This window comes from Nocardia sp. NPDC058640 (assembly GCF_042716995.1).
GTDB lineage: Bacteria > Actinomycetota > Actinomycetes > Mycobacteriales > Mycobacteriaceae > Nocardia.
Genome location: NZ_JBHXRG010000010.1, coordinates 66,469 through 78,461 on the forward strand (window position 1 = coordinate 66,469; position 11,993 = coordinate 78,461).

The 11,993-nt window shown below is 69.0% G+C and carries 11 protein-coding genes; 4 read left to right on the forward strand and 7 right to left on the reverse strand.

Features of this window, described 5'->3' with window-relative positions; genetic code table 11:
• Positions 1 to 135: 135 nt before the first annotated feature.
• Both ACFWU5_RS14480 and ACFWU5_RS14485 read right to left on the reverse strand, forming a co-directional pair.
• On the reverse strand, positions 136 to 1,635 hold the full coding sequence (locus tag ACFWU5_RS14480) for a methyltransferase (RefSeq protein WP_379267531.1): 1,500 nt from the start codon (positions 1,633 to 1,635) through the stop codon (positions 136 to 138).
• A 181-nt stretch (positions 1,636 to 1,816) separates the two neighbouring features.
• Positions 1,817 to 2,557, reverse strand: coding sequence for a VOC family protein (locus ACFWU5_RS14485; protein WP_379267485.1), 741 nt, complete (start codon positions 2,555 to 2,557; stop codon positions 1,817 to 1,819).
• Between the two features lie 200 nt (positions 2,558 to 2,757).
• Between ACFWU5_RS14485 and ACFWU5_RS14490 the strand changes: the two genes are divergently transcribed.
• Positions 2,758 to 4,101, forward strand: a complete 1,344-nt coding sequence (locus ACFWU5_RS14490) for an MFS transporter (protein WP_379267486.1) — start codon at positions 2,758 to 2,760, stop codon at positions 4,099 to 4,101.
• On the opposite strand, the gene ACFWU5_RS14495 is transcribed toward ACFWU5_RS14490, so the two are convergent.
• Complete coding sequence (locus tag ACFWU5_RS14495; protein WP_379240918.1) at positions 4,072 to 4,479, reverse strand: DUF3099 domain-containing protein; 408 nt, start codon at positions 4,477 to 4,479, stop codon at positions 4,072 to 4,074. The two genes, ACFWU5_RS14490 and ACFWU5_RS14495, sit on opposite strands and share 30 nt — an antisense overlap.
• An 83-nt stretch (positions 4,480 to 4,562) precedes the next feature.
• Here ACFWU5_RS14495 and ACFWU5_RS14500 point away from each other — a divergent pair, with 83 nt between their 5' ends.
• The gene (locus ACFWU5_RS14500) at positions 4,563 to 4,805 is read left to right on the forward strand and encodes a DUF3039 domain-containing protein (RefSeq protein WP_379232005.1); all 243 of its coding nucleotides are present in this window, start codon (positions 4,563 to 4,565) and stop codon (positions 4,803 to 4,805) included.
• Here the strand turns inward: ACFWU5_RS14500 and ACFWU5_RS14505 are convergent.
• The gene (locus ACFWU5_RS14505; protein ID WP_379267487.1) at positions 4,772 to 5,932 is read right to left on the reverse strand and encodes a YihY/virulence factor BrkB family protein; all 1,161 of its coding nucleotides are present in this window, start codon (positions 5,930 to 5,932) and stop codon (positions 4,772 to 4,774) included. The genes ACFWU5_RS14500 and ACFWU5_RS14505 overlap by 34 nt on opposite strands.
• A 173-nt stretch (positions 5,933 to 6,105) precedes the next feature.
• Here ACFWU5_RS14505 and ACFWU5_RS14510 point away from each other — a divergent pair, with 173 nt between their 5' ends.
• Complete coding sequence (locus tag ACFWU5_RS14510; protein WP_379241003.1) at positions 6,106 to 7,833, forward strand: DEAD/DEAH box helicase; 1,728 nt, start codon at positions 6,106 to 6,108, stop codon at positions 7,831 to 7,833.
• Between the two features lie 132 nt (positions 7,834 to 7,965).
• Here the strand turns inward: ACFWU5_RS14510 and ACFWU5_RS14515 are convergent, their stop codons facing one another.
• Positions 7,966 to 8,568, reverse strand: a complete 603-nt coding sequence (locus tag ACFWU5_RS14515) for a TetR/AcrR family transcriptional regulator (RefSeq protein ID WP_379267488.1) — start codon at positions 8,566 to 8,568, stop codon at positions 7,966 to 7,968.
• A 160-nt stretch (positions 8,569 to 8,728) separates the two neighbouring features.
• Here ACFWU5_RS14515 and ACFWU5_RS14520 point away from each other — a divergent pair, with 160 nt between their 5' ends.
• Positions 8,729 to 9,469: an SDR family NAD(P)-dependent oxidoreductase gene (locus ACFWU5_RS14520; protein WP_379267489.1), complete on the forward strand. Its 741-nt coding sequence runs from the start codon at positions 8,729 to 8,731 to the stop codon at positions 9,467 to 9,469.
• 94 nt (positions 9,470 to 9,563) lie between these two features.
• Here the strand turns inward: ACFWU5_RS14520 and ACFWU5_RS14525 are convergent, their stop codons facing one another.
• Complete coding sequence (locus tag ACFWU5_RS14525; RefSeq protein ID WP_379267490.1) at positions 9,564 to 10,112, reverse strand: hypothetical protein; 549 nt, start codon at positions 10,110 to 10,112, stop codon at positions 9,564 to 9,566.
• Complete coding sequence (locus ACFWU5_RS14530) at positions 10,112 to 11,953, reverse strand: DEAD/DEAH box helicase (RefSeq protein ID WP_379267532.1); 1,842 nt, start codon at positions 11,951 to 11,953, stop codon at positions 10,112 to 10,114. Before ACFWU5_RS14530 ends, ACFWU5_RS14525 begins: the two co-directional genes overlap by 1 nt.
• Between the last annotated feature and the right edge of the window lie 40 nt (positions 11,954 to 11,993).

The following is an 11,993-nucleotide window of genomic DNA, read 5'->3' on the forward strand; positions in this document are numbered from 1 at the left end:
CAACGGACCCGACTTAGAGAAAGTTCCCGATCTCGTGCGCGATAAACCGCTCTGAGCTGCTGGTTAGTACCTCAACGGCTGAGAAGTTCCTGAGAAGGGTGCCGCGATCGGAACTGCTGCCCACCGCGGGGCGGTTCAGACGGGCCGCACCAGTCCGTGCCGCACCAGTCCGGCGACCACCCCCAGCGCCTGCGCGGCGAACTCCGGGGTGACCTGCTGTTCTCCGTCGGCGATGGCGAGCAGTTCGATCAGTTCGTACAACGGCAGTCCGTCGGGCCGCATTCCCGCCACCAGCGCGACCGTGGACTCGTCGACCTCGTGCTGCCAGGCAGGCCCGTCGCCGCGATGCAACCGGGCCACCTGTTCGGTCCAGCCGAACTCGCCGGGCAGGTACACCCGTTCCAGCGCGGTCGCCGGGCTCGGCGCGAAACGGGATGTCCACGCGAGGTTTTCGTCGAGGGAAACCGCCCGCAACCACGCCGAACGCGCGAAGTACCCGGCCACCTCGGTGCCCAGCGGATCGTCGAAACCGTGGGTGAGGTCTTCGGCGAGCAGTTCGGTGGGGCCGTCGATCGAGCGCAGGTAGACGAACCCGAACCCGATCCCTTCCACATCGGCGTCGTCGAGGGCATCCAGCCAGCGGGCGGCCTGCTCCTGGGCGGCCGGGTCGCGGGGGTCCAGGCCCGCGTCACGCAGCCAGGTGCCCACGTACAGGGCCGGATCGGCGACATCGCGCTGCACGACCCACGCGTCGACACCGTGCGCGGGCAACCAGCTCGACACCCGCTGCCGCCAATCCTGGCCTTCCACGTGAACCCACGCGGCGAGCATGGCCGCGGTGCCGCCGGGAGCCAGCAGGTCGGGCGCCTGGCCGATCACCAGTTCGCTCGCGCCGTCCAGGGCCAGGCCGGAGTCGCGGTAGGTGTGTTCGATGCGGGCCGGGCCGACCACGAACGGCGGATTGGCCACGATCTGATCGAAGCGACGCCCGGCCACCGGCTCGAACCAGGAACCTTCCAGCAGTTCGATATCGAGTTCGTTGAGCACCGCGGTGGCCCGCGCCAGCCACAGGGCGCGCGCGTTGACGTCGGTGGCGGTGACCTTGCCCGCGTACCCGGCCGCGTGCACGGCCTGCACACCGCAGCCCGTGCCCAGATCCAGCACGGTGCCCACGGGTTCGGTGGGGGTGGCCCGCAGCAGCGACAGCGACGCGTGCCCGACGCCGAGCACGTGATCCTCGGTCAGCGCGCGCCGTCGCATCGAGTCGTCGAGGTCGGACAGGATCCAGCGGGTGCCCGCGCCGGCGTCGAGGGGTCGCAGATCCAGTGCGGCCCTGACCTCGTCACCGTCGCTGGTGAGCAGCCCGGCCGCGACGGCGTCGTCGACGCGCACCGGCGCCAAGGCCGCGGCCACTTCGCGGATGGGCAGCGCGTCGCCCAGCAGCAGCAGTCGCACCAGCGTGCCCAGTTCACCGGCCGCACGCGCGGCCCGACGCACCGGCACCGGCTCCGAACGGCTCAGCGCCGCATGCACATCGGGCCCCAACACCTCCACCAGGCTGTCGGCGTCGTAACCGACCCGGATCAGCGCGGTGCGCAGGTCCGGGCACAGCGCGGTGAGCAGGGATCCGGTCATCGTGGGGTTCGTAGGCACCCGATCACTCTGCCAGCATCACCGCCGCCCACTTCGACCAGCTCGCACTGCGTGTCGCGCTGATTACGTCGAGCCGCCCCAGCGGATCAGGCAATAGGCGGGCGCGCTCATTCGGCCGAGCTGGTAGCGGCGACCTGCCGACGATGAGCGGGCTTCGGTCAGCTCAACCGGTGTAAGGGTCTCGGGACGTGACGCAGTAGAGGGCGTTTCCGGGGTCGCGCAGCACTATCCAACGTTCGGCGTCGGTGACGCGGGTGGCGCCCAACGATTCGTGCCAGGCGGCGGTGGCGGCGATGTCGGAGGAGGCCAGGTCGGCGTGCGCGCCTGCGGGGCGAGGCTCGTCGAGGCGTTGCAGCAGGAAGTGCAGTGGTTGGTCGGGGCCGCGCAGGCGGGAGAATTCGGGGCGTCTGCCGCGCTGGGGTGTCCAGCCCGTGAGGGACTGCCAGAAGACGGTGTCGGCATCGATGTCGTCGGGGGACAGGTCGAGACAGATCTGGTCGAGTCGCGTCACCGTGCCGTCGGGTGCGGTGGAGACGGTGACCGGCACCGAATCATCCAGTGCCACTCGACGTTCGGTCGGCGTGAAGCAAAAGGTTTGTCCCGCAGGCGAGTTCATCACGGTGAAGTCGGGTTGCACGGTGACCGCGCGGGCACCGAGTCCAGTCGCGGTGGCCACGGCCGCGGGAATGTCGTCGACATCGAGATCGAGGTGAATGCCACCGTCATCGTCGACCGCCTGCATCTTGAGCCACGCGGGCCCAGTAGCAGGCAGCAGTGTGACGAACTCGTCGTGTTCGCCGCGCCGCGCCGACAGAGTGGAGCCGGTGACCTCGGCCCAGAAGCGCGCGCAGTCGTCGAACGTGTCGGCGGGCCGGTCCAGAAATGCCCAGGTCCAGCGAATCACGCTGTCTCCCTTCCCCGTCGAGTGTGCAGGCCGCACTGTCGAGCCGTTCGCTTCGAACGGTAGGCCGCGTGCGTCCCGCTGTCGACACCACGGTCGCGCGTCGCCATCTTCCAGCGGTTCCGACGCAATTGGCGGAATATCGACGAAAGGTGTCACATCGGCCACTCGCTCGTCGCGCGCCGATCCGGCATTCTGACCAAGTGACCGATTTACGCGCGCCCCTGCCGCCCACCGGCGACGACCCCGCCGACAGCCGCACCGGCACAAACACCCCGGCGCGCGGCCGACTGCACCCCGCCTGGATCGTGGCGGGCGTCGGCTTCGTCGCCCTGCTCGGCGCGGCCGCGTTCCGGTCGGTCCCCAGCGTGCTCATCGAACCGCTGCACACCGAATTCGGCTGGTCGCACGCGACGATCTCCACCGCGATCTCCCTGAATATGCTGCTCTACGGCTTGATCTCACCGTTCGCCGCCGCGCTGATGGACCGCTTCGGCATCCGCAAGGTCGTGTGTTCGGCGCTGGTGCTGATCGCCGCGGGCAGCGGGCTGACCGTATTCATGACGCAGGCGTGGCAGTTGGTGGCCACCTGGGGACTGCTGGTGGGTATCGGTGTCGGGTCGATGTCCATGCCGTTCGTGGCCACCATCACCGGCCGGTGGTTCGTTCAGAGTCGCGGCCTGGTCACCGGCGTGCTCACCGCCGCGGGGGCCACCGGTCAGCTGGTGTTCCTGCCGCTGGTGGCCATGCTCGCGCACGATCACGGCTGGCGGTTGCCGTCGCTGCTGGTGGCCGCGGTGGCCCTGTCGGTGGTGCCGTTGGTGTGGCTGTTCGTGCGCGACTACCCCAGCGACGTCGGTGTGCAGGCCTACGGTGCGCCCGCGGATTCGACTGCGGGCGTGCGGGTTCCGATCGCGGGCGGTGCCAATCGCGCGTTGACAGTGTTGGCATCGGCCGCGCGCACACCCGGATTCTGGCTGCTGGCAGGCGGTTTCGCGATCTGCGGTGCGTCGACGAACGGCCTGGTCGGCACGCACTTCGTCACCGCCGCCCACGACCACGGCATGCCGCCGACCACCGCGGCCGGACTGCTGGCGCTGGTCGGCATCTTCGATGTCGCGGGCACCATCGCCTCGGGCTGGCTGTCGGACCGCGTCGACCCGCGCTACCTGCTGTTGGGCTACTACTCGCTGCGCGGGCTGTCGCTGCTGATCCTGCCGTCGCTGCTGGGCCCACACACGCAACCCAGCATGTGGGTGTTCATCGTGTTCTACGGACTGGACTGGATCGCCACCGTCCCGCCGACCGTGCTGCTGTGCCGCGAACTGTTCGGCGCCGACGGCCCGATCGCGTTCGGTTGGGTGTTCGCCGCCCACCAGGTCGGCGCGGCCATCGCGGCTACCGGTGCGGGCTTCATCCGCGACGTGCAGGGTTCCTACGACCTGGCCTGGTACGTGGCAGGAGCGTTGTGCGGCCTCGCGGCCATCATGTCGATGCTGGTCCGCAGACCGAAAACCTCAACTGTCGATGGACTTGTGCTGTCCTGATTCCAGCGCCGTCTGGCTGGAATGACCGTCCCAGCGACTGGGCTCGTTCTTGGTGCGCGGCGGTCGATCATTGGCGATCAACACCGCGATCCACGGCAACGGCACCGACGCCGCGATGATCAGAATCGACAGCAGCGGATTCTCGAACGCGCTGTACGCGATCGCCGCCAACACCAGGCACGGAATCCGGAACGCCATGATGAACGTGTACCGACGCACCCTGGCGCGATGCTGATCGTCCAGCGACGGCGCGGCCTCGGTGATCAGCACGGCGTGTTCGGCGGGCAGGGGACGGAAGAACCCGCGCGAAGCCGTGGGCTGCGCGGGTCCGGTTACCTCGGGTTCGTCGGCGTCAGGGGTCTCGCCGTGGGACTGCATACCCCCGAGTCTTCCACTGCGCGTCACGCGGCGCACACGCGGCTGGTCAGCGGTGCGCGCGCGGGATGCGGCATCATGGAGGGGTGAGTACAGACACTCTGGTACGCCCGGAAACCACGACCGACGAAACGACCAGCGACGACACCCCCAAATTCTTCCACTACGTGAAGAAGGACCGGATCGCCGAAAGTGCCGTCATGGGCACGATGGTCGTGGCCCTGTGCGGCGAGGTCTTCCCGGTGACCCGCTCGGCCAAGCCCGGCTCGCCCGTGTGCCCCGACTGCAAGAAGGTCTACGAGGGTTTGCGCAAGGGCGGCGACGACTGAGCTGAACGTTCGATCGGTGACGCTGGTGCCTGCGGACAGGCCCCAGCGTTGTCGTCGTGCTCCTCGTCGTCCTCACCACGCACCTGGCTGGTGATCCACTCCTTCACCTGCTCGATCCGGGTCGCGCGCGCGGGCCAGAACTCCTGCACCGCGGCGTTGAACTCCGCGCCCAGGATCACCGCGAAGCCGAGAAAGTACGTGAACAGCAGGAACGCGATCGGCGTGGCCAGCGCGCCGTAACTGACCCCGGTGGCGCTGATCGCGGACAGGTATCGGCGCAGCAGGTCGCTGGCGGCCATGAAGAACACCCCGGCCACCAGCGCGCCGCCGAACAGCCGATGCCACGGCAACGACTTGTGCAACGCCAGCTTGTACAGCGTGGTCAGGCCCACGATCAGCAGCAGGCCCACGATCGGGTAGTAGAACGTGTCGATCAGCCGCAACCCCGGCTCGCGCCACGATTCGGGCAGCACCCGACCGATCCGCGTGGGCCCCAGCGCGATCACCGGCAGGATCAGCACCGCCGCCACCACGAACTGCACATACAGCAGCAGCGCGAAGATCCGCTGCCAGACCGGATGCCGGGCGTCCTGCTGACCGTGCGCTTCCACGATCGCGTCCACGAAGGTCGACATCGCCGACGACCCGGCCCACAGCGACAGCACGAAACCCACCGACACCACCGCGCCGCGCCCCTGGCCCAGCACGTCGTCCACGGTCGGTTCGATCAGATCCGACACCACCGACGGGCTGAAGAAGTCGCGGCTGAACGCGATGATCTTCGCCTCCACGATCTCCAGCGTGTCGGGCCCGAACAGCCCGCCCACATAGCCGAGGCTGCCCAGAATGCCCAGTAACAACGGCGCCAGCGACAGCGTTTGCCAGAAGGCGGCTGCCGCGGACTTGGTGAAGATCGAGTTGTCCCAGCACTTGGTGGCGACCCGGACCACCAGCCGCCACGCGGTCGCCGACCAGCGCAGCCACCGTCGTTGATCGCTGCGGCGTTGCCCGACAGCGGGCGCACCGGCCGACGGGCGCGCGGGGGCGGCGCGGGGCGCGAGCGCGCGCGGCGGGTGCGTCGCATCGACGGCGGGGACCTGGTCGTTGTTCATCTCGGTGTCAAGCATGTCTCACGAACGCGGTCCGTGTGGCGCGGCCCAGGCATCGTGTCGGCGGGTAACAGGTAAATGGTCGGTGAGCACGCGCGTCGCTGTGATGCCTGTCGCCCACCCCGCGTCGGTTTGGCGACACGCCGTAGCGGGCGGCTAGGGTCGTGTGCGTGACTGGGTCGGGTGCCGCCATGGCGAAGCAAGCGGGGACACCGGGCGAAACTGTTGCCCCCTCGGGTTCGTTGCGTGCCTGGCAGCGGCGCGCGTTGACGAAGTACCTGGCCACCAAGCCGCGTGACTTCCTCGCGGTCGCCACCCCCGGCGCCGGTAAGACCACCTTCGCGCTGCGGGTTGCCGCGGAGTTGCTGGCCGATCGCACGGTGGATCAGATCACCGTGGTCGCCCCCACCGAACACCTCAAGCACCAGTGGTCCTCCGCCGCCGCGCGGGTGGGAATCCAGCTGGATTCGCGGTTCTCCAACTCCACCGGCGGCACCTCCGGCGACTATCACGGTGTCGTGGTGACCTACGCCCAGGTGGCCGCGCACCCCACCCGCCACCGCGTGCGCACCGAGAACCGGCGCACGCTGGTGATCCTCGACGAGATCCACCACGCCGGCGACGCCAAGACCTGGGGTGAGGCCACCGAAGAGGCGTTCGGCGACGCGACCCGGCGCCTGGCGCTGACCGGCACCCCGTTCCGCAGCGACGACTCCAAGATCCCGTTCGTCACCTACGAACCCGACGAGGGCGGCTTCCCGCGTTCGCGCGCCGACCACTCCTACGGCTACTCCGACGCGCTCGCCGACGGCGTCGTGCGCCCCGTGGTGTTCCTGGCCTACTCCGGCGACGCGCACTGGCGCGACAGCGCGGGCGAGGAACACACCGCTCGCCTGGGCGAACCGCTCAGCGCCGAGCACACCGCACGCGCCTGGCGCACCGCGTTGGACCCCGCGGGCGACTGGATCTCGGCGGTGTTGCGCGCCGCGGACACGCGACTGCGTCAGCTGCGCGCGTCCGGTATGCCCGATGCGGGCGGACTGGTGATCGCCACCGACCAGGAGCGCGCCCGCGACTACGCCGAACTGCTCGAACACATCTGCGGCGAACGACCCACGGTCGTGCTGTCGGACGACCCGCAGTCCTCGCAGCGCATCGGTGAGTTCGGCAAGGGCACCCAGCCGTGGATGGTCGCGGTGCGCATGGTGTCCGAAGGCGTGGACGTGCCGCGCCTGGCCGTGGGCGTGTACGCCACCAGCGCGTCGACGCCGCTGTACTTCGCGCAGGCCATCGGCCGTTTCGTGCGTGCCCGCAAACCCGGCGAGACCGCCAGCGTGTTCCTGCCGTCGGTGCCGGTGCTGTTGGACCTGGCCGCCCAGCTCGAACTGCAACGCGACCACGTCATCGGCAAGCCGCACCGCCCCAAGGACGGCCTCGACGACGAACTGTTGATGGACGCGAACAAGACCAAGGACGAGCCCGGCGAAGACGAGAAGTCCTTCGTGGCACTGGCCGCCGACGCCGAACTCGACCAGGTGATCTACGACGGCTCCTCCTTCGGCACCGCCACCATCGCGGGCAGCGACGAGGAAGCCGACTACCTGGGCATCCCCGGCCTGCTCGACGCCGACCAGATGCGCGCCCTGCTGCGCGACCGGCAAACCCGTCAACTGGCCGACCGCTCCGCCCAGGAAACCGCACCCCCGCCCGCCGCCGTCGCCGAACGTGTGGCGACCTCGGACAAGCTGGGCGAACTGCGCCGCGAACTCAACAGCCTGGTCGCCATGCACCACCACCGCACGGGTCAACCCCACGGCGTGATCCACGGCGACCTACGCCGCGAATGTGGTGGCCCGCCAACGGCTTTGGCGTCGGTCGATCAGCTGGTCGAACGAATCGCGGCATTGCGTCGCCGGTAATACCCGACGAGCGGGGTACCAGCTGCCAGTCGCGGCGTTGAGTCGTCGGTAGTGCTCGACGAGCGGGGTACCAGCTGACCGCCGCTGCCAGTCGCGGCATTGCGTCGCCGGTAGTACCCGACGAGCGGGGTACTAGCTGACCGCCGCCGCCAGAACTTCGAGCGCGCTGTCGGCAGCGGCATCGAGCTCGTCGCGGCCGACGCCGTCTCTGGCCTGGATCGAAAGTCCGTACAGCACAGTGCTGTAGAGAGTGGCCAGCGCGGCGGTGTCGGTGGCCGGGGACAGGTCGCCGTCGGTGACTCCGCGGTCGAGCCGGGCGCGGATCTGCGCGGTGGTGTGGCGGCGGGCCTGCGTGAGGAATTCGCGCACCGCCGCGGTCTTGCCGGTGTAGGTGGCGCCCGCGAGCACCACCATGCAGCCGGTCGGCAGGGCGGGGTCGGCGTAGGCCGCGATGTTGTCGCGCAGCATCGCCTCGATGGCGGCGTAGGCGGTGGGCTGCTCGCGCAATGCCCGCGCGGTGTGTGAGCCCTCGGTGCGGCCGTAGAGCTCGACCGCTGCCCGGAACAGGGCTTCCTTGTCGCCGAAGGCCGCGTAGAGGCTGGGGGAGTTGATGCCCATCGCGGCGGTGAGATCGCTCATCGAGGCGCCGTCGTAGCCGAGTTCCCAGAACACCTCCATGGCGCGGCGCAGCGCGATATCGCGATCGAAGCCGCGGGGGCGGCCGCGTTCTGCCATGGGGAAGCCTTTCTGTGCCGATCGGTAAATATACCGCGCGTGCCGGCGTCGACGGCAGCCGGTCGCCCATTCTGTATCGATCGATACGAAATTTTGACGGCGGGATTCGGATGTGCTTCTCTATTTGTGTATCGACCACTACAGAATTGGAGCGTGCCTGATGACCAACAGCAACAACACTGTGGCCCTGGTGACCGGCGGGAGCCGCGGGATCGGGGCGGCCATCGCCCATGCACTGGCCACCGCGGGTAATGATGTGGCGTTCACCTACCAGCGTGACGAGGTCGCCGCGAAAGAGGTAGCCACCGAGATCGAGTTGCTGGGCAGGCGAGCGCTACCCATCAAGGCCGACAGTGCCGACGCCGCACAGGTCGTGGCCGCCGTCGAGCAGACCGCGCGCGAACTCGGCGGCCTCGACGTGCTGGTGAACAACGCCGGCATCTTCCCCGCCAAGCCCTACGCGGACTTCACCCTCGACGAGATCGACCGTGCGCTGAACATTCACGCCCGCGCCGCCTTCGTCGCCGGCCAAGCGGCCCTGCCCTATCTCGGTGAGGGTGGCCGGATCATCTCCATCGGCTCCAACCTGTCCGAACGCGCACTGTTCGGCGGGCTGTCGCTGTACAACCTGAGCAAATCGGCCCTCAACGGTTTCACCAAAGCCCTTGCGCGCGAACTGGGTCCGCGCGGCATCACCGTCAACCTGGTTCAGCCGGGCTCCACCGACACCGAGATGAATCCGGCCGACGGCCCGCACGCCGCGACCCAACGAGAATTCACCGCACTGGGCCGTTACGGGTCGCCCACTGATGTCGCCGACCTGGTCGCGTTCCTCGCGGGTCCCTCGGGTCGCTCGATCACCGGCGCGATCCTCACCGTCGATGGCGGGACCAACGCCTGACCGGTCGGCAATGTCGGGCTCTCGGCTGGTTCGAGAGCGCCGACGGCGTGGATGCCACCGCAGCGCGGGGTCGGTGGCATCCATACCGGCGGATTCAGGTGGCCGAGGTGAAGAACTGGGCCGGGTCGAGGGTGTGGATGCTGGTCCAGCGTGGTTCCTGGACGGGAGCGTCGGATTCGGTGGTCGCGTCGAAGTAGCCCTGCAATTCCAGTGCCAGGCGCGGGTTTTCGTCGACCTTGCGGGCGATCGTGTACAGCGTCGCGAACACGTGCAGGCACCGTGCGGTGCGCGCCGAGCAGGAGCAGTCGGTGCTCACCAGGGTCGGCGCGGGGGAGTGGCCTGCGTCCAGGACGGCGCGGTGCATGTCGTCGGTGAGGATGGTCGGGTCGGTGATCGTGTGGCCGATCGCCGACGCCGCTTCCCTCGACAGCGGTGCCACTTCGACGTGGGCGATCGAGGCCTGGCCGCCGCGGTGCAGGTGCGCGCGCACGGTCCGGCCTTCGATTTCCAGGCGGACACCGTCGTTGCGGGCGATGCTGCGGGCGCGGGGCAGCAGTGGTTCCGGGCGGGTTTGGCGCAGTGGTTCGGCCAGACGGACCCAGTCCCGGCCCCAGGCGGTGTATCCGAAGTCGTTGTCGGGCATCAGTTCTCTCGCTTCCGTCGCAGGATGTCGACCAGGGCGTCGTCGTCGAGGCGGGCCAGTTCAGCGATGCCGGCGGCGTCGGACAGGTCGGTGAGCGCGGACTTGCGGGTGTGCATGGCCGCGATGTGTTCTTCGACGGTGGTCGCGCTGGTCAGGGTGGTTACGGTGACGGTGCGGGTCTGGCCGATGCGGTGTGCACGGTCTGACGCCTGCGCTTCGACCGCCGGGTTCCACCAGCGATCGAAATGGATCACGTCGGCGGCGCGGGTGAGGGTCAGGCCGGTGCCCGCGGCGCGCAGGCTCAGGATCAAAACCGGTGGGCCGTCGGGGGATTGGAAGCGGGTGACGATGTCGGCGCGCTGGTCGGCGTCCAGGCCACCGTGGAAGAACGGGGCTTGCACGTCGAACTGTTCGGCCAGGTGACGCACGAGCAGGTCACCGGTTTTGCGGTACTGGGTGAAGATCAGTGTCGGGTCGCCGGTCTCGAGATTGGTGCCCACGATGTCGGTGCACAGGTCGAGTTTGCCGGAGCGGCCTGCTATTTCGTCGAGATCGCCGGAGATCAGGCCGGGGTGATTGCACACCTGTTTGAGGTGGGTGAGCGCGGCGAGCACCCGACCCTGACGTTGCAGGCCCGAGCCGAATCCCTCGTCGAGGGCCTGCGCGAGCACCGCGTCGTACACCCGTTCCTGCTCGGGCGTCAGATCGCACAGCAGATCGCTGTGAATCTTCGCGGGCAGCGACGCCGCGACTTGAATCTTCTTGCGGGCCAACACCACTGGTTCGATCGCGTCGCGCAGTCGAGCCGCCGCCGAGGCCGAACCCTCCTCGATGGGCCGCACGAACCGACGCCGGAACTGGGTGCGATGCGCGAACAGACGCGGCACGGTGAGATTGAGCAGCGCGAACAGTTCGTCGAGATGGTTCTCCACCGGCGTGCCTGTCAACGCCACCTTGGCCTGCGCGGTCAACGCCCGCGCCGCCCGCGACACCTGCGTGCGCGGATTCTTCAACGCCTGCGCCTCGTCGAACACCACCGTGGCCCACTGCCGGCTGATCAACGCCGCACCGTGCAGCCGCAAGGTCGGATACCCGGTGACAACCACCGTGCCCGCCCCGGCGGACACCTCACCCCCGCGCCACGACACCGCCTTCAACCCCGGCGCGAACCGCTCGATCTCGTGCACCCAGTTGCCCACCAGCGAAGTCGGACACACCACCAACTGCGGCCCGTCGGCCCGCCCCTGCAAAAACCCGATCGTCTGCACGGTCTTACCCAGCCCCATCTCATCGGCCAGCACCGCCCCGCCGTACGCCTCGACGGTCTCGCGCAACCACCCCACCCCGCGCACCTGATAGGGCCGCAGCGTCACATCGAGGACCCCAGCGAGGGTCCCGTCGAGTGCCTGGGTCTCCCGCAGGACGCGCATGGCTCGCTGCGCCGACACGATCGCGGTGCCGACCGCGTCCGGGACGGCGTGCGCGGCAGCCGGCAGGTCTGCTTCGGTAACTGGCGTTATCGGGGCGTCGGGGCTCGCCGCAGCCCGACTGCGCGCGGGCTGCGAAGCGCCAGTCCGTCGTTTCGACCGCACATCGCCCGCTGGTTGCGTCGATGATGGTGCGGCGGCCAGTAGCGCACGCCAGGCCAGTGCGGACGGCGCGAGTTCGTCGAAGTTCGACTCCGCCAGTTCGGCGGCCGTCACCACCGTGGTCGCGACCTCGGCAGGCTCGATCGCGCCCCGCTCGCCGACCGGCAACGCGAGCGCGAGCACCTCGGGATCGCCGATTCCCGTCGGCGCGGGCCCGGCCTCGCGACCGTTCCAACTCCACAATGCGAACAGGTGACGGTCGGGCAGATAGGTGGCCTGAATGGCGGACAGA

What these genes read in the sequence shown, in the direction of transcription:
- ACFWU5_RS14480 (WP_379267531.1), bottom strand. Translation starts at nt 1,635, where the DNA reads ATGACCGGATCCCTGCTCACCGCGCTGTGCCCGGACCTGCGCACCGCG.
- ACFWU5_RS14495 (WP_379240918.1), bottom strand. Translation starts at nt 4,479, where the DNA reads ATGCAGTCCCACGGCGAGACCCCTGACGCCGACGAACCCGAGGTAACC.
- ACFWU5_RS14505 (WP_379267487.1), bottom strand. Translation starts at nt 5,932, where the DNA reads ATGCTTGACACCGAGATGAACAACGACCAGGTCCCCGCCGTCGATGCG.
- ACFWU5_RS14510 (WP_379241003.1), top strand. Translation starts at nt 6,106, where the DNA reads ATGGCGAAGCAAGCGGGGACACCGGGCGAAACTGTTGCCCCCTCGGGT.
- ACFWU5_RS14515 (WP_379267488.1), bottom strand. Translation starts at nt 8,568, where the DNA reads ATGGCAGAACGCGGCCGCCCCCGCGGCTTCGATCGCGATATCGCGCTG.
- ACFWU5_RS14520 (WP_379267489.1), top strand. Translation starts at nt 8,729, where the DNA reads ATGACCAACAGCAACAACACTGTGGCCCTGGTGACCGGCGGGAGCCGC.
- ACFWU5_RS14525 (WP_379267490.1), bottom strand. Translation starts at nt 10,112, where the DNA reads ATGCCCGACAACGACTTCGGATACACCGCCTGGGGCCGGGACTGGGTC.